This window comes from Stenotrophomonas sp. KH_036_B (assembly GCF_057839485.1).
The window spans coordinates 4,165,988-4,187,633 of the sequence record NZ_CM174491.1 but is presented as its reverse complement, the minus strand read 5'-3'; the positions used below and the strand labels follow the sequence as shown (position 1 = coordinate 4,187,633).

Genomic DNA, 21,646 nt, shown 5'->3' with positions numbered 1-21,646 from the left:
CGGTCGGCTGCCAACGGCATGCGGTTCTCGACTGCTTCCTGGGTCGGACACCGACTTTACCGTGTGCAGAGGACAACGGGTAGAGCCACGCCGTGCATGGCTGCGAGGCGTCACATCCCCAGATACTTGTCTTTCAACCGTACGTAATGGTCGGCCGAGTAGTGCAGCGACTCGATCTCCTGCTCGCTGAGGGTGCGCGCCGGCCGCGCCGGGTTACCCACCCACAGTTCGCCTTCGCCCACCACTTTGCCGGGCCCGACCACCGCGCCGGCACCGATGAAGCTGTGCCGGCTGACCGTGGCACCGTCCAGGATGCAGGCGCCCATGCCGATCAGGCTGTAATCGCCGATGGTGCAGGCGTGGATGATGGTGCCGTGGCCGACCGTGACGCCTTCGCCGATCAGGGTCGGGTAGCCGCCCTTGTTGTACGGGCTGTGGTGGCTGACATGGATGATGGTGCCGTCCTGGATGTTGCTGCGCGCGCCGATGCGCACGTGGTTGACGTCGCCACGGATCACCGTGCCGGGCCACACGGAGACGTCTTCGCCCAGCACCACGTCACCGATGATCGTGCAGGCGGGATCGATGTAGGCGCGTTCGCCGACGACGGGGAAGGTGTCGAGGAAGGGACGAAGAGGGGACATGGGGGAGCTCCGTAAGGCAGGTGGGAATGATACCGCCGGGGCGTCCCCGGACCTGCGGATGCGCCCCGCAGCCACGCAGGGCGTGGCTCTACGGTGTGCGAGATGCTTCCGCGTGTAGAGCCACGCCCTGCGTGGCTGGCTCTACGGAAGGTTCGCCATGTCTGCCACCGGCGTAGAGCCACGCCCTGCGTGGCTGGCGGAGTCAGCGAGGTGCGTGTTCCGCCAGCATCCGACGGAACAACTGGTCCAGCGCCGCCGCGTCACCAGTTCCGACCGGCAGCGTCGGCGCGCGGGCGGTCATTGCCGCCAGTTCGGCCTCGATGTACTCGCTGATTGCCGCTACGCGCGGACCATCGGTCACCTCGGCACTGGCCCGCTTGACCACCAGCAACTGGTCTATGGCCTCGCGCAGCTCGCCTTTCGGCTGCAACCGATCGAGCAGTAGCTCGAATGCCATTGGTGGTGGGCCGGGCTCGCATTCGATCCAGCGACACGCCAGAAGTGGCCTCAGTACGTACAGGTACTTCTTGGTCCGCACGCGTTCACCGCGCAGGTAGCCGCGGAAGTTGCTGCTGGCCATGTTGAAGTAGTGCCACCAGCTTCCCAAGGGCGAGTGAAAGCTGTTCACGGCTTCCAGCAACGACGCCACCGCCCCATCATCCTGCCGATACACGATGGGCGAACGCAGCCACTCGGACAGGGTCGGGTTCGACTTGGACACCAGCCGCAGGGCCTTGCGCAGGTCCCAACCGCTGACATCGAGCTCGTCGTCGATCGGTAGCTCGATCACATCGCGCTGGGCCTGCCCTGGGCCGGTGACCTCATTGACGGTGAGGTACCACGGCTGGCGGTGCACGTAGATGAAGCGTGCATCGTAGTCACTGTCCGGCGACGAGAATCCCCAGCCGCGACTGCCCGACTCGCAGGCCATGAGGATGCGAACGTCGTGATCGCGCTCGATCCGGTCCAGTTCGTTCAGTACGGCGGCGCGCTTCTCCGGCGCGATGGGGTGGATATCCATATGCTTGGCGGTGGTGGAAGACCACCCGATTGTAGAGCCACGCCGCGCCCCATGACCGCTACGGTGTCGTCGGCGCCTTACGCCACGCGGCTGCGGCGCGCGCGTTCCAGGTGCACCAGCAGCAGCGAGATCGCCGCCGGGGTCATGCCGGGAATGCGCTGGGCCTGGCCGATGGTCTGCGGGCGCACGCGTTCCAGCTTCTGCTGCACTTCGGCCGACAACCCGCGCACCGTGGCGTAATCGAACGCGGCATCGATGGCGGTGTTTTCGTGGCGCTGCTGGCGTTCGATCTCGTCACGCTGGCGGTCCAGGTAGCCGGCGTACTTCACCCCGATCTCGACCTGTTCGGCCACCTTGGCATCGTCCACGCCCGGGCCCAGCGAGGGCACCTGCATGAGCTTGGCGTAGTCCAGCTCCGGGCGCTTGATCAGGTCCAGCACGTTGGTCTCGCGGCTGACCGCCACGCCCAGCGTGGCCTCCACCTCGCGCCCCAGTGCGTTGGCCGGCGTGGCCCACACTGCACGCAGCCGCGCCGATTCCTGCGCCACCGCGTCCTGCTTGGTCTGGAACGCCGCCCAGCGACGCTCATCGACCAGGCCGAGTTCGCGTCCGATACCGGTCAGGCGCACGTCGGCGTTGTCTTCGCGCAGCTGCAGCCGGTACTCGGCCCGGCTGGTGAACATGCGGTACGGCTCGGTGGTGCCGTGGGTGATCAGGTCGTCGACCAGCACCCCGAGGTAGGCCTCGTCGCGGCGCGGACACCAGCCTGCCTCGTCGCGCACATGGCGCGCGGCATTGAGCCCGGCCAGCAGGCCCTGCGCGGCGGCCTCTTCGTACCCGGTGGTGCCGTTGATCTGCCCGGCGAAGAACAGGCCTGACACGGCCTTGGTCTCCAGCGTGTTGTTCAGCCCGCGCGGGTCGAAGAAGTCGTACTCGATGGCGTAGCCCGGGCGCGTGATGTGTGCGTTCTCGAAGCCGCGGATGCTGCGCACCAGCGCCAGCTGCACATCGAACGGCAGCGAGGTGGAGATGCCGTTGGGATAGACCTCCACCACGTCCAGCCCTTCGGGCTCAACGAAGATCTGGTGGCTGGCCTTCTCGGCGAAGCGCACCACCTTGTCTTCGATGGACGGGCAGTAGCGCGGGCCGATGCCCTCGATCTGGCCGCTGTACAGCGGCGAACGGTGCAGCGCGCCGCGGATGATCTCGTGGGTCTGCTCGCTGGTGTGGGTGATCCAGCAGCTCACCTGCGCCGGGTGCTCGGCCACGCTGCCCAGGAACGACATCACCGGGCGCGGGGTGTCGCCGGGCTGCTCGTCCATGACGCTGTAGTCCAGTGAGCGGCCGTCGATGCGCGGCGGCGTGCCGGTCTTCAGGCGGTCGATCGCGAACGGGCGCTCGCGCAGGCGCGCGGCCAGGGTGGTGGCCGGCGGGTCGCCCATGCGTCCGGCGGCGTACTGGGTCTGGCCCACGTGGATCTTGCCGGCCAGGAAGGTGCCGGCCGTGAGCACCACGGCCGGTGCATTGAACTGCAGACCGGTCTGGGTGATCACCCCGCGCACCGCGTCGCCGTCGATCACCAGGTCATCCACGGCCGCCTGGAACACGGTCAGGTTGGGCTGGGCTTCGACCCTGCCGCGGATCGCCATGCGGTACAGGTTGCGGTCGGCCTGGCAGCGCGTGGCGCGCACCGCCGGGCCCTTGGAGGCATTGAGCGTGCGCCACTGGATGCCGGCGCGGTCGGCGGCATGCGCCATGGCGCCGCCCAGGGCGTCGATCTCCTTGACCAGATGACCCTTGCCGATCCCGCCGATGGCCGGGTTGCAGCTCATCGCGCCGATGGTTTCGACGTTGTGGGTCAGCAGCAGCGTACGCACGCCACTGCGGGCGGCGGCCAGCGCGGCTTCGGTGCCGGCGTGGCCGCCGCCGATCACGATGACGTCGTAGCCGTAGAAAGAATCGGTCATGGGCAGCTCGGGAGCGGGGCCGGAACGGCCCGGATCAGCCCTGGGGCAGGGCGCGGCTGATGATTTTAGCGCCGATCGCGCCGGGTCCGTGAACCGTGGCCCGCCGGGGCGCCGGGCGTCGCCGCCAAAAAAAAACCGACATTGACCCTCAAGTTGGCACGTTTTCTGCAGATAACCCAATAGCACCCAGGATGGCAGGTGCCTTCGGGCGCTACGGACCGGAATTGGAACAGGGGCCGGTCCATGCGCATCCAGGGGAAGCAGAGGGGCCGACAGTCGGGGGACTGTCGGCCCCGTTTTTTTGTACCCGGCCCGTCGTGTCTCCCGGTAGCCAAGGCGTTTCGGTCCCCGCGCATTCCGGCGGGGTGCCCGGAAAACAAAAGGCCCCGCCATTGGCGGGGCCTTCTGCTTTATGGGTGCCGACATCCGACAGGGCCGGAACAGGGGGGATCCAGATGTTCCTGTCGGATATCGACATAGAGCTCAATGTGACGCACCAGGTCGCTTTTGTCACTTTTCGACCGAGGCCGTCACTGCTTGGCTAGATTGAACTGCCAAGGGCGTGAAAATCAAGCGCCTTTATCTTTCTTGTGTGCGCTGGTTCACCCTATCCATGTTCCGCCAAGGCGAACCGTTGCTCCGCTGCTGCGCAGGACGCGGCGGCGGGCTCGGCCGGCTCTGCGGAGCACTCACTGGTCGCTGCTGCTGCGGGCGATCCGGGCGCTGCGGGCGCGACCCCACCGAATCCATGTTCCGCCACGGCGACCCACCGTTGTAGTTGGGCGGACGCGGACGATCCGGCGGGCGCACCTGGCCTCCGTTGCCATTGCCGGGACGCGGTGGCGGGCGATGGTTGTGCGGCGGGCGATAGTTCGGGTACGGCCGGTAGATGGGGTAGTTGCTGTAACCACCGTACCCGCCGTAGCCGTAGTAACCGCCGCCACCGTAGTAGCCGCTGCCGTAGCCGTTGCCATAGCCGTACGGATAGCCCGCCGGGTAGCGGTACTCCACCGACGGCGCACCGTGGTAGTAGCCACTGCCGCCACCGCCGCCGACGTAGTCGTAGGTGGCGCAACCGGACAAGGCCAACAACAGGCCACCGGCAAGCATCAGGCGCATCTTCATGATCGGGTCCCCCCAAGGGTATGGGCCCAGCTTCAGCCCGCTGCATTGAATCGGCCCTTAACTCTGGGCGATCCGGATGAATGATTGCCATCGTGGCACGGACGCGGCAGTCGGTACGGACCGAAGGCTTACGTTAATCTTGTGTCATGACCGATTCATCCTTGCCCTGCGCCGATGACCTGTTGGCCGCCGCTGCGCGGATCGCGCCCCACGCCAGCGTGACCCCGGTGCTGCAGTCGCGCACCCTGGACGCGCTCAGCGGGGCGCACCTGGCCTTCAAAGGCGAGCACCTGCAGCGCGGCGGCGCGTTCAAGTTCCGCGGCGCGTGCAATGCGGTGTGGGCCTTGTCCGATGCGGTGGCCGCGCGCGGGGTGGTGACCCATTCGTCCGGCAACCACGGCGCCGCGCTGGCCCTGGCGGCCCGCACGCGGGGCATCGCCTGCCACGTGGTGGTGCCCGAGGGCGCGGTGGCGGCCAAGCTGGCCAACATCGTGCGCCACGGCGCCACGCTGTGGCGGTGCGCGCCCAGCATCGCCGCCCGCGAGGCACTGTGCGCCCGGGTCGAAGCTGAAACCGGCGCGACCCTGGTCCACCCCTATACCGACCGCCAGGTGATCGCCGGGCAGGGCACCGCCGCGCTGGAGCTGCTGCACAGCCACGGCCCGTTCGACATCGTGGTGGTGCCGGTGGGCGGCGGCGGGCTGGCGGCAGGCACCCGCCTGGCGTTGCAGGCAACCGCGCCGGGCACGCGGCTGGTGCTGGCCGAGCCGGCCGGCGCTGCCGATACCGCGCGCTCGCTGGCCGCGGGCGAGCGCCGTGTCGACTTCACCCCCGATACGATCTGCGACGGCCTGCGCGGCACGCTCGGTGCGCCCAACTTCACCCTGCTGCATGGCGCGGCCGAGGTGATCACCGTGGACGATGCGGACACCCTCGCCGCCATGCGCGTGCTCTGGCAGGTCCTGAAGCAGGTGGTGGAGCCGTCCTCGGCGATCGCGCTGGCGGCCATCCTGTCCGACCCGGCGCGCTTTGCCGGGCAGCGGGTAGGCGTGGTGCTGTCTGGCGGCAACGTCGATCTGGACGCGCTGCCCTGGACCGGCGCATGACCCGGCGTGCGCGTGTGGGCCTGATCGGCTGGTTGTGGCGGCTGTGCATCCTGCTGGCCGCCTGGCTGCTGTGCGTGACCGCATGGATCGTCTGGGTCGGCGAGCGCGACCAGGCCGCGAAGGCCGACGCCATCATCGTGCTGGGCGCCGCCGCGTACGACGCCAAACCGTCTCCGGTGTTCGAGGAGCGCATCCGCCACGGCCTGGATCTGTACAACCAGGGCTACGCGCCGCTGCTGATCTTCACTGGCGGCTACGGCGGTACGGGCGCGCGTTTCTCCGAATCGCAGGTGGCGCGCCGTTACGCGCTCAAGCAGGGCGTGCCCGAAGACGCGATCCTGATCGAAACCGCCTCGCGCACCACCCGCCAGAACCTGGTGGAGGCGCGCCGGCTGATGGACCAGCACGCGCTGCACCGGGTGATCATCGTCAGCGACCCGCTGCACATGGCCCGCGCGCTGCGCCTGGCCCAGGAACTGGGCATCGACGCGCTGGCGTCTTCAACGCCGAGCACACGCTTCCGCAGCTTCCACACCAGCTGGAAGTTCCTGGCGCAGGAAATCTATTTCTTCCACCGCGACATGTTCCCCGCGGCGAACGGTTCCTGACCCCCGCTGGACACGCATGGCGTGTGCCTGCGATTTCTTACGGGGTCTTGCGCCGGATCGGTATCGCCGACACCGGCACGCTGGCCACATCCTGGCCGCGTTCCCGGATCGGCGCACCGGCGTCCGGCGCCCATGCGTGGGCATAGATCACTTCCCAGCTGCTGGGCAGCTTGCCATCCTCGCGGCGCAACGGTTCGTAGGCGGCCCGCGCCGCGGCGAAGCGTCCGCGCCCGGTCAGCGTGTGGCGGCGATCCTGGCGCGCGTTCGTCGCCCCGATCGCGCGTAGTTCGCGCATCAACGCATCCAGGTCGCTGTAGGTCAGCGTGAACAGGTCGCGGTCCAGCACCGGGTCGCGGAACCCGGACATCATCAGCGCGTCGCCAAACTGGGCGATGGGGGGGAAGCGGCTCACGTGCGGGGTGGTGTCGGCGCTGGCAAACGCATCGCGCAGTTCGATCAGTGTTTCCGGGCCGAACGTGGAACACAGCAGCAGCCCACCAGGCTTCAGCGCGCGACGGAACCCGGCAAACACCGCCGGCAGGTCTTCCACCCACTGCAGGCACAGGTTGCTGTAGATCACGTCCACGCTCTGGTCCAGCACCGGCAGGGCCTGCGCGTTGCCACAGACGCGGGAAAACGGCTTCCACCAGCCGGCCTGCTTCTTCGCCTCGCGCAGCATGGGCTCGGCCAGGTCCAGCGCGATCACCTGCGCCTTTGGCCAACGCTTCTTCATCGCCGCGCTGGCGTGCCCGGTGCCGCTGCCCACGTCCAGCACCACGTCCGGCTGCCGGCTTTCCAGGTACTCCAGCGATTCCAGCAGGCGCTTTTCCACTTCGCGCTGCAGGGCGGCGGCGGCGTCATAACTGCTGGCGGCACGCGAGAACGCGCGGCGGACATGATGGGGATCGAAGCTGGACGTCATGGAAGGCTCACTGCGGAAAACGGACATCATTCCGGGCAACCCCCGGCAGGTAGCGCACGACCGTGGGCCGCGCGCCGGTACTCAGAACGTACCCGGGTAAGCCCCGCCGTCGATCAGCAGGTTCTGCCCGGTGATGTAGCCGGCCTGTGCGCTGCACAGGAACGCGCAGGCCGCGCCGAACTCGTCGGCGGTGCCGAAACGCCCGGCGGGAATGTGGGTGCGCTTGCGCTCGGCGATCTGGCCCGCATCCACCCCCTGCTGCTGGGCCATGTACGCGAAGTTGCCGCGCAGGCGGTCCGTATCGAACTGGCCCGGCAGCAGGTTGTTGAGGGTGACGTTGTGGGCCACGGTCCTGCGCGCCAGCCCGGCCACGAAACCGGTCAGGCCCGAGCGCGCGCCGTTGGACAGCCCCAGGATGTCGATGGGCGCCTTCACCGACGACGAGGTGATGTTGACCACGCGACCGAAGCCGCGTTCGATCATGCCGTCCACGGTGGCCCGGATGAGTGCGATCGGCGCCAGCATGTTCGCGTCCAGCGCGGCGATCCAGTCGTCGCGGTCGAACTGGCGGAAATCACCCGCCGGCGGGCCACCCGCGTTGTTGATCAGGATGTCCACCTGCGGGCAGGCCGCCAGCGCGGCGGCGCGGCCGGCGTCGGTGGTGACATCGGCGACCACCGTGACCACTTTGCCTGCACCGGGCAATGCCTGCAGGTCCAGCCCGGCGCGCACCAGCGCGTCCTCGCCGCGCGCGGCGATCACCACGTTGACGCCTTCACGCACCAGGGCCCGGGCACAGCCCAGTCCCAGGCCTTTACTGGCAGCGCAGACGAGGGCCCAGCGGCCGGCGATTCCAAGATCCATGCGTCAGTTCCGTAAGCGAGGGCAGGCGTACATGATCGGTGATGCACGTGCGGGATGGGTCAGGCGAGTGCGGCAACGAAGTGTTGCAGGTGCGCGGCCACCTCGTCGGTATGGCCCAGGAAGGGCGCATGGCCACCGTGGGCCACCACATGGGCGGTGGCCTGCGGCGTCAGTGCGGCCGCCGCCTGCATCGCCCGTGCCGACACCAGCCGGTCGCGCTGGCCGGCCAGCCACAGGCTGGGGGGGCGCAGACTGGGCAGTGCACCGCGCAGGTCGGTGTTCTCGAGCAGGTGCAGGCCTTCCTGCAGGGCGCGCGGAGCCGGTTCACCGCGCGCCACCAGTGCGGCCCGCAGCGTGCGCAGTTCCTGTCGGGCGTGTTCGGAGCCCATGGCGTCCAGCGCCAGGAAGCGTTCCAGCGTGCCGCGGTAGTCCTGGGCCAGGTCCTGCCCGAACTGCTCGAAGACCGCAGGCTCCACGGCGTGCGGCCAGTCGTCGCCCCGCACGAAACGCGGCGTGGCCGCGATCATCGCCAGCCCGCGCACCTTGGGCAGCGTCGCCGCCGCGTGCAGTGCGAACAGGCCGCCCAACGACCACCCGCACCACACAGCCGGTGGCGTGGCGGCGGCAATGGCACTGACCACGAAGGGCAGGCGCAGTGGCGTGGGGTCATCGCGGCTCGCACCGTGCCCGGGCAGGTCGACCAGGTGCAGCTGGAACTGCGCGGAGAGGCGTTCGACCAGCGGCGCGAACACGCCGCCATGCAGCGCCCAGCCGTGGATCAGTACCAGTGCGGGACCGGTGCCGACGACCTCGATATGCATGCTCACCACCAACTGCCGTGCATCACGCGCTCAGCGCATCCAGCGACTGCTGGCGCAGCACCTGGTCACGCGCATGCGCGATGGCGTCGGTCAGCGCGCGTACCTGCGGCACGGTGTGCAGCGCGGACAGGGTCACGCGCAGGCGCGCCTTGCCTTCCGGTACGGTCGGCGGACGGATCGCACTGACCAGGAAACCGGCCGCTTCCAGCGCCGCCGACAGTGCCATCACCGTCGACTCGGCACTGCACAGCAACGGCTGGATCGGCGTGTCCGACGGCATCAGTTCCAGGCCGTGCTGGCGTGCACCGGCGCGGAAGACGCCGACCAGTTCGGCCAGTTTCTCGCGGCGCCAGTCATCACGGCGCGCCAGCTTTACCGCGGCCAGCGCGGCAGCCGCCTGTGCCGGTGGCACGGCGGTGGTGTAGATGTAAGGACGTGCGGTTTCAGCCAGGTGCTGGATCAGCGCGTCATCGCCAACCACCACGGCACCACTGCAACCCAGTGCCTTGCCCAGCGTGACCAGCTGCAGCGGCACATCGGCCACGCCCAGGCCGGCATCGGCCACGCAGCCGCGGCCGTGTTCACCCACCACGCCGATGCCATGCGCGTCGTCCACGTACAGCAGTGCTTCCTGCATGCGCGCCACCAGCGACAGCGAGCGCAGCGGGGCGATGTCGCCATCCATGCTGAAGACGCCGTCGGTGACCAGCATCGCCGCGCCCTCCGGCGCGTGCTTGAGCTGGCGCAGCGCGCCTTCGGTGTCCAGGTGCGGGTAGCGGCGCAGGCGGCAGCCGGCCAGGCGCGTGGCATCGAGAAGGCTGGCGTGGTTGAGCCGGTCCTGCACGCACACATCATCTTCTTCGCTGAGCAGCGCCTGCTGCACCGCCAGGTTGGCGGCAAACCCGCTGCCGAACAGCAGTGCACGCGGGTAGCCCAGCCAATCGGCCACTTCCTGCTCAAGCGCCTCATGCAGCGCGTGGTGACCGCAGATCAGGTGCGACGCGGTGGCACCGGCACCTTCGCGCGCGGCGGCGTCCTGCAATGCACTGACCACGCCGAACTGCTGGGACAGGCCCAGGTAGTCGTTGCTGCAGAAGCCGGTGAGCCACTGGCCGTTGACCTCCAGGCGCACGCCATCGCGCCGGGTCACGGTGCGTCTCACACGGATGCGGCCCTGCGCGTCGCGAAGCTTGCGCTGGGACTGGATGCGGTCGTGCAGGTCAGGACGGGCCATGGTCGTCAATGTCATGGGCGGGCAGGGCAGCTAGCGTACTCGCTTGCCGGGCGTAGCGCTGCACCGCCCGGGGGAGGGCTCAGGCCGCTGGTCCGCCGGCAGGCGATGACCGTTGGTCATCGCAGGTAATGCCGGCATGCACGGTGCCCGGGTGGTCGTGCTCCACCGCATCCACCTGCACCGCCATCGGGCGCAGCCCGAGCCGGCTGAACAGGGCCAGGTCGCGTTCGGTGTCCGGGTTGCCCGTGGTCAGCAGCTTTTCCCCATAAAAGATGGAGTTGGCGCCGGCCAGGAAGCACAGCGCCTGCAGCTCATCGCTCATCGCCTCGCGCCCGGCCGACAGCCGCACCATGGCCCGCGGCATCACGATGCGCGCCACCGCGATCATGCGCACGAACTCGAACGGGTCCAGTGCGGCGCTGCCGTGCAGCGGCGTGCCGGCCACCTGCACCAGTCGGTTGATCGGCACCGAATCGGGGTGCGCCGGCAGATTGGCCAGCGCCAGCAGCAGCCCGGCGCGGTGCGCGCGCGTCTCCCCCATGCCGACGATGCCGCCGCAACAGGTCTTCAGCCCGGCCTCGCGCACGTGTTCCAACGTATCGAGCCGGTCCTGGTACCGGCGGGTGTGGATGATGGAGTCGTAGTACTCCGGCGCGGTGTCCAGGTTGTGGTTGTAGTAATCCAGCCCGGCCTCGCGCAGCGCCACGGCCTGCGCGCCATCGAGCATGCCCAGCGTGGCGCAGGTTTCCAGCCCCAGCGCCTTCACCTCGCGGATCATCGCCGCCACCTTCGGGATATCGCGGTCCTTGGGCGAGCGCCACGCCGCGCCCATGCAGAACCGGGAGGCGCCGGCCGCCTTGGCCTGGCGGGCCTTGGCGACCACGTCTTCGGTGGCCATCAACTTCTGGGCGGCTACCCCGGTGTCGTAGCGCTGGGCCTGCGGGCAGTACGCGCAGTCCTCCGGGCAGCCACCGGTCTTGACCGAGAGCAGGGTCGAGACCTGCACCTCGGCCGGGTCGAAGTGCGCCCGGTGCACCTCTGTCGCCCGGTGCAGCAGCTCGGGGAAGGGCAGGTCGAACAGCGCCAGCAGCTCCTCGTGGTGCCAGTCGTAGCGGATGACAGAGGCCATGGGAGTGTCCTGACAGATTGGGCAACGAAAGGGCGGCAGTCTGGTGAGGTTGTGGGCCGCTGTCAACTGAAAGGATTTGCAATAAGTTTACGGTTTGGCCACAGTTCTACGCGTCTTGTCCGCACTGGGACTGGGCCGGGATATCGATGGCCTTGCTGCTGTGGATACCGTGGGAGCGCAGCTAATGGCTAGCCGCCTACGGCGCCCCTCTCCACGAAAAGTAGACCCGCATCAACCGACAAGCGGAGAGGGACAGCCGCGCGACAACAGCCGTGCAAGCACGGTCGTTCCCGAACAAGAACGCTATGCGCTACGGTCAACGCGCAGGCCGCCTCCAATCGTTGCGGGCCCCGCAGGTACCCGCCAACCACGCACCAAACGGTGATACCTGATCCAATGGCACCCGTCCTGTCCGCAAGCGCTACAAAAGCGTCAGACATCCGCTGATAGTTGCTGGGCTGACAGCGCGGCAGTCTGGTCTCTTGTGAAATTGGATCGGGCTGTCTGGCAATGGTTAGCCTCCGCAACGCCTTGCTTCGGCTCGGCCATCAATTTCTTCCCCTGCGCTGCCTGGTCTGCTCCAATCCCGGCAACGACGGCCTGGACCTCTGTGCGGCCTGCCATGCCGAGCTGCCGTGGAACGACCACGCCTGCCCGCTGTGTGCCTTGCCGCTGCCGCCCGGTGAGCCGGCCGCTGCCTGCGGCGCCTGTCTGCGCGAACCGCCGCGGCAGGTCGGGGCGGCAGCCACCTTCGTGTACGCGCCGCCGATCGACCGGCTGGTGCTGCGCTTCAAGTTCCACCAGGATCTGGCCGCCGGGCGGCTGCTGTCACAGCTGATGTTGCAGGCGGTGCCGCCCTTCGCAGCGGTGCCGCTGCTGCCGATGCCCCTGCATGGGCGCCGGCTACGTGAGCGTGGCTACGACCAGGCGCGGGAGCTGGCCCGTCCGCTCGCCCGCGAGCTGGGCCTGCCGCTGTGGTCCGGGCTATGCCGCAGCCGCGCCACCGTGGCGCAGTCCACGCTGGATGCCGATGCCCGTCGCCAGAACCTGCGGGGCGCCTTTGCCGTGCAGGCCACGCCGCCGCCGCGGCTGACCCTGGTAGACGACGTGATGACCACCGGCGCGACCCTGGACGCCGCCGTCCGCGCGCTGCGGCGCTCCGGCCTCGCCGAGGCCACGCTGTGGGTCTGCGCCAGGGCGCCCTGAACCCTTGTCGCGGCGTGCACAGGGCGCGGGCCTAGCATCGCGGTTGACCCTCCTTCCAGGACCACCGTCATGAGCCAGTCGCCGGATCTGCGCGGTACCCCGCTGTTGTCGCTGGTCGGCCGCAGCTGGTGGGTGGTGCTGCTGTATGGCCTGCTGGCGGTGGGCTTCGGCCTGATCGCCATCACCCGGCCGCTGTCCGCCGCGGCCGGGCTGGCCTGGGCGATCGGCATCATGGCGCTGGTGGAAGGCCTGATCAGCCTGTTCGCGGTGTTCAGCGGCAACAGCGGCACGCCACGTGGCTGGGCGCTGGTGTACGCGCTGGCCTCGATCGGCTTCGGCGCACTGGCGGTGATCAACCCACTGGTGACCGCCAAGGTGCTGGTCCTGCTGCTGGCGATCTGGCTGATCATGGCCGGCGTGTACCGCATCGTGTTCGCCATCCGGGTGCGCAAACAGATCGAAGGCGAATGGCTGCTGATCGTCAGCGGGCTGCTGGCGATCGTGCTGGGCGCGATGATGGTGGCCAACCCGTTGGGCGGGGTGGCGGTGACCACGCTGTGGATCGGTATCGGCAGCCTGGTCTACGGGGTGCTTCAGATCGTGGTGGCCTTCCGGTTGCGCAAGTTGCGCTGAATCTTCCCGAGGGCACGCAGGGCTCCCCAGGAGAATGCGATGCCTACAACGGGTCCGATCAGCAGCGTGTAGCCCATGGCCAGGTAGCCACCGCCATCGCAGGGCGCCTCGCAACCCACGGACGGGGTGAAGACCCACCACAGCAGGAAGAACACGGCAACGAAGCCGATTCCGAAAGCGGAGATGCAGGACAGCAGAATCGCAAGCGCCTTGATCACCGCCTTGGCCCAGCTGTCCATCGAGTATTCCCCGTTCCCTTCCGGCATGCTTCAGGATAACAATGCCTGAACCAAACGGAGAGCCCCACGATGCGCAAAGGATGGCGATGGAGCCTGCTGGCAGCGGGCGTGCTGCTGCTTGCTGCCTGCAACAAGGACAGCACGGCCGAAGCAGCAGGGGTTCCCAGCGGCAACCCGCCGCGCAGCGACGCACGTATCGAGATGCGGCTGGTTTCCCGCGACGCATCGGGCGTAACCGCTCGACTGCCGAACGGCACGCCGGTCAAACTCGTGGGTCCCCCCATCATCACTACTTCGGCGATTGCGAGTGTGCGCCAGGAAGTGGGTGAGGATGGAATGGCCAGCATCTACTACACCTTCACCGAGGCCTCCGAAACGCGCATCCAGAATGCCACCGCCGCGCTGGTCGGCCGCGCGGTGGTGATGACCGTCGACGGTGCGCCGATCAGCCAGGCAGTGATCAGCGGTCCGTTCGGGAAAAGCATGGTGACAGCGGGAGTGGATCCCGACGAGGCGAAAGCGCTTGTCGTGCGGATGACGGGCGAGCCATGAACGCCCGCCCGGTCAACGTCACCTGAACTTGGCCTCGATCTCCTCCAGCGTCCTGCCCTTGGTCTCCGGCAACAGGAACGCGGCGACCAGGAAGTACAGCAGCGTGCAGCCGGCCCAGAAGAAGAACATGCTGGCATAGCCGTGGTGGCCGACGGTGGGCAGGAAGATCGCGGCGATCACGGTGGAGACGAACTGGTTGATCAGCAGCGCGATGCTCATGCCGTTGGAGCGGATGCGGGTGGGCATCAGCTCCGACAGCGCCAGCCACACGCATACGCCCGGGCCGACCGCGAAGAAGGCCACGAACAGCAGGATGCAGCCGGCCACCAGCCAGCCGTGCGTGGGCGAGGGCACCGGGCCGATCACGGCGCGTTCGATCACCAGCGGCGCCTGTGCGGCTGCGGCGGGATCCGGGAACGGGTTGAGGTGCACGCGGCGGAAGAATGCGCCGATGACGCTGTCGGCCGATACCGCATCTTCGCGGCGGATCTGCAGCGTGGCGTCGATCGGGTTGTCGCTGCGCAGCGAGCGCACGTTGCTGAAACCGCCGTACGCGTAGGACACGGTGAGCTGCTGCGGCTGCGCGCCGGCGTTGGCATCCAGGCGCTGCCATTGCGCGGCATCCATCGGCAACGAAAGCGTATGCCCCGTCACCTGCTGCTGCAGTGCGGACTGGACATCCAGCCGCCCATGCTCGCTGCGCAGGAACAGCAGCGCCGCGCCGAGCAGGGCGATGGTGATGCCGCCGGTGCCCAGCATCAGCAGGAACCTGCGTCCTTTGCGGTCCACCAGCACCAGCGCCACCACGGTCATCAACGCGTTGAGGAGCTTGATCGACACGTCGGCCCAGTTGGCAACCGCACCGGGCAACCCGGCCTGGTGCAGGATGTTCACCGCATAGGCCAGCACCGAGTTGATGCCGGTCGCCTGGGTAAACGCCAGCACCAGGCAGGCCAGCACGAACGGCCATACATAGCGGCGACTGAGCAGGGGATCGCGCGTGACGGGTGTGCCATCGCTGGCCGGGGCGTCGGGTGCCTGCATGCGCGCCAGCGTGGCCTCCACGTCGGCCGGCGCCACGGTGCGCTGCAGGGCGACCCGCGCCTTGGCAATGCGACCGCGCCGCACCAGCCAGCGCGGCGACTCGCTGATGAGCAGCGCGCCAGCAGTGAATACCAGTCCGGGCAGCAGGCAGCTCCAGAAGATGGTGCGCCACGCGTGGTCCTTCACCGTGTAAAGCAGGCGCTGCTGCTCCTCGCCCGGAAGATGCGCGACGGCCGCGGTGGCCGCGTCAACGCTGTGCGCGTGATACAGCCCGATCACCGCCGCCAGCACCAGCCCGATGGTCAGCAGCAGCTGGAACATCGCCGCGCCGCGCCCGCGCTTTTCAGGGCTGAGCACCTCGGCCAGGTACAGCGGCACCACAACGCCGATCAGGCCGCCGCTGATGCCCTGCAGCAGGCGGCCCATCAACAGCGGGCCGTAACCTTCGGAAAGCGCCATGACCGGAATGCTGGCGGTGAACAGCAGCCCCGCCAGCACCATCGCGCCACGCCGCCCGATCAGGTCGGCGATGGCGCCGGCGAACAGCGAGGACAGCACGCTGCCCAGCAGCACGGCGGCGACAACGAATCCAAGCTGTTGCGTGGTGAGGTGCCAACTGGCGGTCGCGGTCGCTTCCAGGTAGGGCAGCGCGCCGGCGATGATGCCGATGTCGATGCCGTAGAGCAGGCCGCCCATGCCGCCGATGAACAACAGATAGCGCACCGGCCAGCGCGGCGCGGGGGCGGAAGCGGGCACGGGCATAACGGCGGAAACGTCGTTCATGGTGCGGTCCTGTCTACGTTGGAACGCGCCACGTGCGGCGCGGAATCAGTCAGTCAAGTGCGATGCGTTCGCCTTCCACCACCACCTGCTGCACACGCAGGTCGCGGTCGAGCACCACCAGGTCGGCCCACGCGCCTGGTTGCAGGCGGCCTCGATCCTCGAGGCCGAGATAATCGGCAGGGAAGCGTGAAACCCGGTCAGAGGCGTCATCCAGCGCCACTCCCAGCGCAACCAGATTGCGCAGCGCCTGGTCCATGGTCAGCGCGCTGCCGGCCAGCGAGCCGCTGTCCAGGCGCACGCAGCCCAGGCATTTGTGCACGCGCTGCGAACCCAGCGCGTACTCGCCGTCGGGCATGCCGGTGGCGGCCGTGGCATCGGTCACGCAGTACAGGCGCGGAATCGCGCGCAGCGCGGTGCGGATGGCGCCGGGGTGCACGTGCTGCAGGTCCGGAATCAGTTCGGCGTACTCGGCATGCGCCAGCGCGGCCGTGGCGATGCCGGGGTGGTAGTGGTCCACGCCGGTCATGCCGTTGAACAGGTGGGTAAAGCCGGCGGCGCCGGCCTCCAGTGCGGCCACACCCTCCTCGTAGGTGCCGGCGCTGTGGCCGAGCTGCACGCGGATGCCGAGTGCGCTCAGGGCAGGAATGAGGGCCAGGTGCTGGCCGATCTCCGGCGCCAGGGTCAGCACCTTGATGGGGGCGATGGCGTGCAGGCGCCGCACATCCTCCAGCGTCGCTTCCACCACCAGGGGCGGTTGCGCGCCCAGGCGCTCAGCGCTGATGAAGGGGCCTTCCAGGTGCACACCAAGCACGCGCGCCGTACCCGGCGTGCGCTGTGCGATGGCCGGCGACAGCCCACGCAGCGCGCGCACGATGTCGTCGTCGTGCGCGGTCATGGTGGTGCCCAGCATCGCCGTGGTGCCATGCCGCGCATGCGCGCGCGCCACGGTCGTGGCGGTGTCCCCGCCCTGCATGATGTCCACCCCGGCGCCGCCATGCACATGCAGGTCGATGAAGCCCGGCAGGATCAGTGGAACGTCATTGTCATCGTGCGGATCGGCAGGTGTGCGGCTGATCGAGACGATGCGCTGGTCGAACGTGATATCGCCACGGACCCAACCGCCAGGGGTGAGGATGCGGCCATGCAGGAACGGGGTTGGGGTCAAGGCGGCGACTCGGCGATGATCACTTCGATGCCCAGCTTCTGCAGCCCTTCCAGGTATTCGGGGTCGATGCTGGCGTCGGTGATGATGGTATGGACCTGCTCGAGGCGGGCGATGCGGTGCAGGCTGACGTGGCCGAACTTGGAGGCGTCGGTCAGTACCACCACGCGCCGCGCGCGCTCGACCATGCGGTGGTTGAGGCTGGCTTCGGCCTCGTGATGGGTGGTCAGCCCGAACTGCAGGTCCAGGCCGTCCACGCCCAGGAACAGGGTGTCGAAGCTGTAGGTGTTGAGGCTTGCCTCGGCCTGGCTGCCCTGCAGCGACAGCGACTGCTTGCGCAGCAGTCCGCCGGTCAACAGCAGTTCGACGCCGGGCGCATTCGCCAGTTCCCAGGCAATGTTCAAGCCGTTGGTCATCACCGTGACGTCGCGGTGCGCGCGCAGATGACGCGCCAGGGTCATGGTGGTGGACCCGGAATCGATGATGATGTTGTCGCCCGACCGCACCAGCCGCGCGGCGTGCGCGCCGATGCAGTCCTTCAGCGGCAGGTTCAGCGTGTCCTTTTCATGGATGTCCTGCTCCAGCGGCGGCTTGCGCACCAGCGTCGCGCCACCGTGGGTGCGCGTGGCCAGGCCCTGCGACTCGATGTGGGTCAGGTCGGCCCGGATGGTGACGGCCGAGACGCCGAAGCGTTCCACCAGGTCGCTGACCTGCGCGTTGCCGTGTTCCACCAGCAACTGCAGGATCTGTTGGCGGCGCTGCCGTGTGTTTCGCATGGAGGCGATTCCGTTCGGAAGGAAAGCCAAAGCTTACCGTTCCGAAACCTCCGTGGTGGGAAAAGTTTCGTTATCCCGGCCAAAAGCGTTACGAGCGCAAGCGCGGGCGTATTCGGCCAAGCGCAGGGCCACCTTGTGCTGGATGAGCGCGAGCGGCTCCGCGCGCAGCTCGCCGGCCTCCACCGCCTTGAGCTGTTCGGGCAGGAACTGGCTGAGCAGCATCAGCGGCGGCGTGTGGCGGGTGAGGTTGTCCACCAGCCGGGCCAGCGCCGCCTGCACCGGCGGCTCGCCCCAGTAATAGCGGCTGCGGTCGCTCAGCGAGTAGGCACGCAGCAGGCGCAGCGCATGCGCGTCGCCCTGGTAGTAGCTGCGCCAGCTGCCCGGCTTATCGCGCATGCAGCGGTCGAGCACGTCGATGATCTGCGAGCAGTCACTGGCGGGCAGGAGCTCGCGCTCGATCATCGCCAAGGCGAAGACCGCCTCGCGGAACGCATACGTGGCCGCCGGGCCGACCTTGAGGATGGCGAAGTGGTCGCGCACCAGCGCGTGCAGGCCGGCTTCGGTCTGGTAGTCGGTGGAGTGCGCTTCGAACACGATACGCGGCTGGGTCTGCACGAAGGCCGACAGCGCCTGTGCGGCGGCCGGGTCGTAGTGGTGCACGCTGCTGTGGTCGAAGTCCACGCCCGGCTGTACCACCATGGCTATCACCCGTTCCCAGGCCGGCAGCAGGTCCGGCGCCGAAAACGCCTCGCGGTGGATCGCGAGCGTGGTGGCTGCCGCCGTCGGCGTGGTCACCGCCAGGCCGACATCCAGCGACGCCTCACCGCCCGGCACCGGCACTTCGGTGCCGATCACGTACACCGGCGGAGGCAACCCGTGCTCGGCGGCGGTGCGTTCGGCAACGCGCGCCAGCTCGGCCGAGCGTGCGGCCACCGTGGCGTCCGGCAGCGGGGTGGGGTCGTCGGCGCAGGACATGCTGCAATCGAGATGAATCTTGTGGAAGCCGGCAGCCACGTACGCGGCGATCAGGTCGCGCGCGTTGGTCATGGCGATCTCCGCCGGTCCCTTCTGCCACGCATTCGGACCCAGGTGGTCGCCGCCCAGAATGAGGCGATCTGCCGGGAAGTCCCGGCTGCGCGCCAGGTCCAGCACGTAGTCGCGGTACTGCGGCGGGGTCATGCCGGTGTAGCCGCCGAACTGGTCCACCTGGTTGGAGGTGGCTTCGATCAGCAGCACGGTGTCATACCGCCGCGCGACCTGCATGGCGGCCAGCAGCACCTGTTCGTTGCTGCAGCACACGCTGTACAGGCCAACGGGCTGGCCCTGGCGGTGGGCGGCGATCAACGATTGGACGGCAGACATGGCAGCGCTCCAGCAACGGCGAAAGGAAAGAGGGACGTCAGGACGCGGGGTGGTGCTGGCGCGCCAGCAGCGCGGCGCCGCGTGCGCCGCCGGCATCGCCGAAGGCCGGCGGCAGGATCGGCGGCACCCGGGCACCGTTGAACAGATACGGCGCGATCGCGGCGGGCAGGTCGCGGTACAGCTGCTCCAGCTTGGAGAGGCCGCCGCCCAGCACGATCACGTGCGGGTCCAGGGCGAGGATCACACCGGCGAAGCTGTAGCCCAGCAGGTCGCGATGGATCGCCAGCGCCTGCTGCGCGATCGCATCGCCCTCGTTTGCCCGTGCGACGACGGCGGAAGCATCCAGCGCGGGGCCGCCCCGGCGTTCGTGGATCATCGCCAGGCCGCTGCCGGAGACATAGCGCTCCAGGCAACCGCGCAGGCCGCAACCGCAGTCCAGCAGCGGCAGGTCATGGCGCAGCTGCAGGGTAGCGGGCAGGCTCCAGTGCCCCCACTCGCCGGCGATGCCGTTGTTGCCGGCCACCAGCTGGCCGTCCAGGCAGTAACCGCCGCCGGCACCGGTGCCCAGAATCACTCCGAACATGCTCGGGTAGCCGGCGGCGGCCCCGCCGTGGGCTTCGGACAAGGCGAAGCAGTGCAGGTCGTTGCCCAGCGCCAGCGGGCGTTGCAGCCGCGTCTGCAGGTCGTGGCCGACCGTGCGCCCGCTCAGCGCGGGCACGTTGGCGCTGAGCTGGCGGCCACTCTCGCGGTCACGTACGCCCGGCAGGCCGATGCCCACCGCATGCGCACGCGTTCCCAATGCAGCGTCGGCGGCATCCACCAATAGGCCGATCGCCTGCACGAACGCCGGGTAGTCGTCGGTAGGCGTGGCCACGCGCTGCCGGTGGTGCACCTGCAATGCCGCGTCGCACGCCACCAGTTCAATCTTGGTGCCGCCAATGTCGATGCCGTACCAGGTCTGCAGGGGGACGCGATGCTCAGCCATGGGCGTGAATCGTCACACCCTGCACCACACGGTTGACCGTGCCGTCGGGGAAGGGGTTGTCCGGGGTCAGGCGCAGTGCGGCCGAACGCTGCAGCGCGTAGCACTGCGCCATCACCAGCCACAGCGGTGCCAGCCACGCATCCGGCAGGGCCGGAGCATCCAGCACGAAGTCGCCCGTGGCGGCATCCGGGTCGGACGGGCCGACCGAAATGACGCGCCCGGCAATGCCGTCGCGGCGAAGCTCGTCCAGCAGATCCTGCTCATAGCGCCGGGCCAGCGGCTGCGCACTGCGCAACATCACCACCAGGGTGTCGGCATTGAGCGTGGACTTGGGGCCGTGGCGGAAACCCAGCGGCGTGTTGGCCAGCGCCAGCACGCGCCCGGCGGTGAGCTCCAGCACTTTCAGCGCGGCTTCGCGGGCCGCCGCTTCCAGCGGGCCACTGCCCAGGTAGATCACCCGCGCGACGTTGGCCTGCGCCAGCGCCGCCACCGGCGCATCCCACTCGCGCAGGGCCTGTTCGCCGCCCACGGCCAGCGCGCGCAGGCGCGCGATGCGCTGCGGCCACGGCGCGCTGTCGAACACGCTGAGTGCGGCCAGCAGCATGCAGCTCAGGCTGCTGGTCATGGCGAAGGCACGGTCACAGCTCGCGGGCGGCATCAGCAGCGACAGCGTGTCGCTGCGGCCGTGGCCACGCTGGGCCAGGGCGCCGTCGGCATTGCAGGTGATGTCCAGGAAGCGCGTGTCATCCACCTGCGCGCGCACAAGCTCTACGGCCGCCACGCTCTCCGGGCTGGAGCCGCTGCGGCCGAACGACACCAGCAGGGTCGGCCGGTCGCGCTGCAGGTACAGCTCGGGATGGGTCAGCAGGCTGGTGGTGTGGAGCGCGCGGACCTCGGCAGGCCACTGCGCGTTGATCTGGTCGGCCACCATCTCGGCAATGAATCCGGAGCTGCCGGCGCCGGTGAAGATCACCCGCTGCCCCGGCTGGCGCAGCGCGTCGGCCAGGAACCCGTCGATGCGCGCATGGGCCGCGTCCAGCACATCGGCCAGCGCCGACCACAGCGCGGGTTGCTGTGCGATTTCTTCAGCGGTGTGCGCGCCGCCAAGGCGCTGCCAGGCGGTCAAGTCGGGGAGCAGAGTGACGTCCATTCGCAATTCCTGTTGGGCGACCGCACCTTCAATGTTTTCTTTCGAAATGTCAATTATCGAAAGATTAAAATAAGTTTGGTCGATCACGGTTTTCAATCGAAATGTCGCACCCTGCGCTATTGAGCTTGCCTATCTTCACGCACCGCAAGGGAATTTTGGCGTGTTCAGCGTGCAGAAAGAAAGTGTTGCTTTGCATCATCTTTCGTTTAACGTGATTTATTATTCTTTTTTCTTTTCAATTTGTTGACATCTTTCGAGACACTGCCCCATAGTCCGCCGCAATGGTTTCGGACACCCGCCGAACGCGGGCTTT

The 21,646-nt window shown here is 68.4% G+C and carries 21 protein-coding genes; 5 read left to right on the top strand and 16 right to left on the bottom strand.

From position 1 onward, the window contains the following. Positions 1–110 precede the first annotated feature (110 nt). The 4 genes from AC3ITN_RS18530 to AC3ITN_RS18515 form a co-directional block, all read right to left on the bottom strand. Complete coding sequence (locus tag AC3ITN_RS18530) at positions 111–644, bottom strand: gamma carbonic anhydrase family protein (RefSeq protein ID WP_313345556.1); 534 nt, start codon at positions 642–644, stop codon at positions 111–113. 202 nt (positions 645–846) lie between these two features. Then, positions 847–1,665, bottom strand: a complete 819-nt coding sequence (locus AC3ITN_RS18525) for a nucleotidyltransferase domain-containing protein (protein ID WP_489391466.1) — start codon at positions 1,663–1,665, stop codon at positions 847–849. A 77-nt stretch (positions 1,666–1,742) separates the two neighbouring features. Then, the gene (mnmG, locus tag AC3ITN_RS18520; protein ID WP_489391465.1) at positions 1,743–3,632 is read right to left on the bottom strand and encodes a tRNA uridine-5-carboxymethylaminomethyl(34) synthesis enzyme MnmG; all 1,890 of its coding nucleotides are present in this window, start codon (positions 3,630–3,632) and stop codon (positions 1,743–1,745) included. 579 nt (positions 3,633–4,211) lie between these two features. Beyond that, positions 4,212–4,757: a hypothetical protein gene (locus tag AC3ITN_RS18515; RefSeq protein ID WP_489391464.1), complete on the bottom strand. Its 546-nt coding sequence runs from the start codon at positions 4,755–4,757 to the stop codon at positions 4,212–4,214. Between the two features lie 146 nt (positions 4,758–4,903). On the opposite strand from AC3ITN_RS18515, the gene AC3ITN_RS18510 reads away from it, so the two are divergent. Continuing rightward, complete coding sequence (locus AC3ITN_RS18510) at positions 4,904–5,863, top strand: pyridoxal-phosphate dependent enzyme (RefSeq protein WP_489391463.1); 960 nt, start codon at positions 4,904–4,906, stop codon at positions 5,861–5,863. Beyond that, positions 5,860–6,471 carry a YdcF family protein gene (locus tag AC3ITN_RS18505; RefSeq protein WP_489391462.1) on the top strand — a complete coding sequence of 204 codons (612 nt, stop codon included), beginning with the start codon at positions 5,860–5,862 and terminating at the stop codon, positions 6,469–6,471. Before AC3ITN_RS18510 ends, AC3ITN_RS18505 begins: the two co-directional genes overlap by 4 nt. A 37-nt stretch (positions 6,472–6,508) precedes the next feature. Here the strand turns inward: AC3ITN_RS18505 and bioC are convergent, their stop codons facing one another. The 5 genes from bioC to bioB form a co-directional block, all read right to left on the bottom strand. Continuing rightward, positions 6,509–7,393 carry a malonyl-ACP O-methyltransferase BioC gene (gene bioC / locus AC3ITN_RS18500; RefSeq protein ID WP_313345542.1) on the bottom strand — a complete coding sequence of 295 codons (885 nt, stop codon included), beginning with the start codon at positions 7,391–7,393 and terminating at the stop codon, positions 6,509–6,511. 81 nt (positions 7,394–7,474) lie between these two features. Beyond that, on the bottom strand, positions 7,475–8,257 hold the full coding sequence (locus AC3ITN_RS18495) for an SDR family oxidoreductase (protein ID WP_313345539.1): 783 nt from the start codon (positions 8,255–8,257) through the stop codon (positions 7,475–7,477). Positions 8,258–8,316: 59 nt separating this feature from the next. Next, a complete protein-coding gene (bioH, locus tag AC3ITN_RS18490) occupies positions 8,317–9,078 on the bottom strand; it encodes a pimeloyl-ACP methyl ester esterase BioH (RefSeq protein WP_489391461.1) in 762 nt (253 codons plus the stop codon). A gap of 22 nt (positions 9,079–9,100) precedes the next feature. Continuing rightward, complete coding sequence (gene bioF / locus AC3ITN_RS18485; protein WP_313345534.1) at positions 9,101–10,312, bottom strand: 8-amino-7-oxononanoate synthase; 1,212 nt, start codon at positions 10,310–10,312, stop codon at positions 9,101–9,103. Between the two features lie 79 nt (positions 10,313–10,391). Continuing rightward, positions 10,392–11,441 carry a biotin synthase BioB gene (gene bioB, locus AC3ITN_RS18480; protein ID WP_489391460.1) on the bottom strand — a complete coding sequence of 350 codons (1,050 nt, stop codon included), beginning with the start codon at positions 11,439–11,441 and terminating at the stop codon, positions 10,392–10,394. 510 nt (positions 11,442–11,951) lie between these two features. On the opposite strand from bioB, the gene AC3ITN_RS18475 reads away from it, so the two are divergent. Together AC3ITN_RS18475 and AC3ITN_RS18470 are read left to right on the top strand one after the other, a co-directional pair. Beyond that, positions 11,952–12,647 carry a double zinc ribbon domain-containing protein gene (locus AC3ITN_RS18475; RefSeq protein ID WP_313345530.1) on the top strand — a complete coding sequence of 232 codons (696 nt, stop codon included), beginning with the start codon at positions 11,952–11,954 and terminating at the stop codon, positions 12,645–12,647. Positions 12,648–12,716: 69 nt separating this feature from the next. Beyond that, complete coding sequence (locus AC3ITN_RS18470) at positions 12,717–13,280, top strand: HdeD family acid-resistance protein (RefSeq protein ID WP_489391459.1); 564 nt, start codon at positions 12,717–12,719, stop codon at positions 13,278–13,280. On the opposite strand, the gene AC3ITN_RS18465 is transcribed toward AC3ITN_RS18470, so the two are convergent. Then, positions 13,241–13,519, bottom strand: coding sequence for a hypothetical protein (locus tag AC3ITN_RS18465; protein ID WP_489391458.1), 279 nt, complete (start codon positions 13,517–13,519; stop codon positions 13,241–13,243). The genes AC3ITN_RS18470 and AC3ITN_RS18465 overlap by 40 nt on opposite strands. A 69-nt stretch (positions 13,520–13,588) precedes the next feature. Here AC3ITN_RS18465 and AC3ITN_RS18460 point away from each other — a divergent pair, with 69 nt between their 5' ends. After that, positions 13,589–14,071 carry a SecDF P1 head subdomain-containing protein gene (locus AC3ITN_RS18460; protein WP_489391457.1) on the top strand — a complete coding sequence of 161 codons (483 nt, stop codon included), beginning with the start codon at positions 13,589–13,591 and terminating at the stop codon, positions 14,069–14,071. An 18-nt stretch (positions 14,072–14,089) separates the two neighbouring features. Here the strand turns inward: AC3ITN_RS18460 and AC3ITN_RS18455 are convergent, their stop codons facing one another. Genes AC3ITN_RS18455 through AC3ITN_RS18430 form a run of 6 tightly spaced genes read right to left on the bottom strand, consistent with a single transcriptional unit; the run spans position 14,090 to position 21,333 of the window. Continuing rightward, entirely contained in the window at positions 14,090–15,898 is a 1,809-nt protein-coding gene (locus AC3ITN_RS18455) for an MFS transporter (protein WP_489391456.1), read from the bottom strand. A 49-nt stretch (positions 15,899–15,947) separates the two neighbouring features. Then, positions 15,948–17,063, bottom strand: a complete 1,116-nt coding sequence (nagA, locus tag AC3ITN_RS18450) for an N-acetylglucosamine-6-phosphate deacetylase (RefSeq protein WP_489391455.1) — start codon at positions 17,061–17,063, stop codon at positions 15,948–15,950. Continuing rightward, entirely contained in the window at positions 17,060–17,836 is a 777-nt protein-coding gene (locus AC3ITN_RS18445; protein WP_313345517.1) for a DeoR family transcriptional regulator, read from the bottom strand. The genes nagA and AC3ITN_RS18445 overlap by 4 nt, the downstream gene beginning before the upstream one ends. 33 nt (positions 17,837–17,869) lie before the next feature. Continuing rightward, positions 17,870–19,198, bottom strand: coding sequence for a D-tagatose-bisphosphate aldolase, class II, non-catalytic subunit (locus AC3ITN_RS18440; protein ID WP_489391454.1), 1,329 nt, complete (start codon positions 19,196–19,198; stop codon positions 17,870–17,872). A 37-nt stretch (positions 19,199–19,235) separates the two neighbouring features. Continuing rightward, the gene (locus AC3ITN_RS18435) at positions 19,236–20,183 is read right to left on the bottom strand and encodes an ROK family protein (RefSeq protein ID WP_489391453.1); all 948 of its coding nucleotides are present in this window, start codon (positions 20,181–20,183) and stop codon (positions 19,236–19,238) included. After that, the gene (locus tag AC3ITN_RS18430) at positions 20,176–21,333 is read right to left on the bottom strand and encodes an SIS domain-containing protein (RefSeq protein ID WP_313345508.1); all 1,158 of its coding nucleotides are present in this window, start codon (positions 21,331–21,333) and stop codon (positions 20,176–20,178) included. The genes AC3ITN_RS18435 and AC3ITN_RS18430 overlap by 8 nt, the downstream gene beginning before the upstream one ends. Between the last annotated feature and the right edge of the window lie 313 nt (positions 21,334–21,646).

What these genes read in the sequence shown, in the direction of transcription:
- AC3ITN_RS18475 (WP_313345530.1), top strand. Translation starts at nt 11,952, where the DNA reads ATGGTTAGCCTCCGCAACGCCTTGCTTCGGCTCGGCCATCAATTTCTT.
- AC3ITN_RS18440 (WP_489391454.1), bottom strand. Translation starts at nt 19,198, where the DNA reads ATGTCTGCCGTCCAATCGTTGATCGCCGCCCACCGCCAGGGCCAGCCC.
- AC3ITN_RS18465 (WP_489391458.1), bottom strand. Translation starts at nt 13,519, where the DNA reads ATGGACAGCTGGGCCAAGGCGGTGATCAAGGCGCTTGCGATTCTGCTG.
- AC3ITN_RS18510 (WP_489391463.1), top strand. Translation starts at nt 4,904, where the DNA reads ATGACCGATTCATCCTTGCCCTGCGCCGATGACCTGTTGGCCGCCGCT.
- AC3ITN_RS18445 (WP_313345517.1), bottom strand. Translation starts at nt 17,836, where the DNA reads ATGCGAAACACACGGCAGCGCCGCCAACAGATCCTGCAGTTGCTGGTG.
- AC3ITN_RS18530 (WP_313345556.1), bottom strand. Translation starts at nt 644, where the DNA reads ATGTCCCCTCTTCGTCCCTTCCTCGACACCTTCCCCGTCGTCGGCGAA.
- mnmG (WP_489391465.1), bottom strand. Translation starts at nt 3,632, where the DNA reads ATGACCGATTCTTTCTACGGCTACGACGTCATCGTGATCGGCGGCGGC.
- AC3ITN_RS18435 (WP_489391453.1), bottom strand. Translation starts at nt 20,183, where the DNA reads ATGGCTGAGCATCGCGTCCCCCTGCAGACCTGGTACGGCATCGACATT.
- AC3ITN_RS18515 (WP_489391464.1), bottom strand. Translation starts at nt 4,757, where the DNA reads ATGAAGATGCGCCTGATGCTTGCCGGTGGCCTGTTGTTGGCCTTGTCC.
- bioF (WP_313345534.1), bottom strand. Translation starts at nt 10,312, where the DNA reads ATGGCCCGTCCTGACCTGCACGACCGCATCCAGTCCCAGCGCAAGCTT.
- AC3ITN_RS18525 (WP_489391466.1), bottom strand. Translation starts at nt 1,665, where the DNA reads ATGGATATCCACCCCATCGCGCCGGAGAAGCGCGCCGCCGTACTGAAC.
- AC3ITN_RS18460 (WP_489391457.1), top strand. Translation starts at nt 13,589, where the DNA reads ATGCGCAAAGGATGGCGATGGAGCCTGCTGGCAGCGGGCGTGCTGCTG.
- AC3ITN_RS18455 (WP_489391456.1), bottom strand. Translation starts at nt 15,898, where the DNA reads ATGAACGACGTTTCCGCCGTTATGCCCGTGCCCGCTTCCGCCCCCGCG.
- bioB (WP_489391460.1), bottom strand. Translation starts at nt 11,441, where the DNA reads ATGGCCTCTGTCATCCGCTACGACTGGCACCACGAGGAGCTGCTGGCG.
- AC3ITN_RS18470 (WP_489391459.1), top strand. Translation starts at nt 12,717, where the DNA reads ATGAGCCAGTCGCCGGATCTGCGCGGTACCCCGCTGTTGTCGCTGGTC.
- bioC (WP_313345542.1), bottom strand. Translation starts at nt 7,393, where the DNA reads ATGACGTCCAGCTTCGATCCCCATCATGTCCGCCGCGCGTTCTCGCGT.
- AC3ITN_RS18495 (WP_313345539.1), bottom strand. Translation starts at nt 8,257, where the DNA reads ATGGATCTTGGAATCGCCGGCCGCTGGGCCCTCGTCTGCGCTGCCAGT.
- bioH (WP_489391461.1), bottom strand. Translation starts at nt 9,078, where the DNA reads ATGCATATCGAGGTCGTCGGCACCGGTCCCGCACTGGTACTGATCCAC.
- AC3ITN_RS18430 (WP_313345508.1), bottom strand. Translation starts at nt 21,333, where the DNA reads ATGGACGTCACTCTGCTCCCCGACTTGACCGCCTGGCAGCGCCTTGGC.
- AC3ITN_RS18505 (WP_489391462.1), top strand. Translation starts at nt 5,860, where the DNA reads ATGACCCGGCGTGCGCGTGTGGGCCTGATCGGCTGGTTGTGGCGGCTG.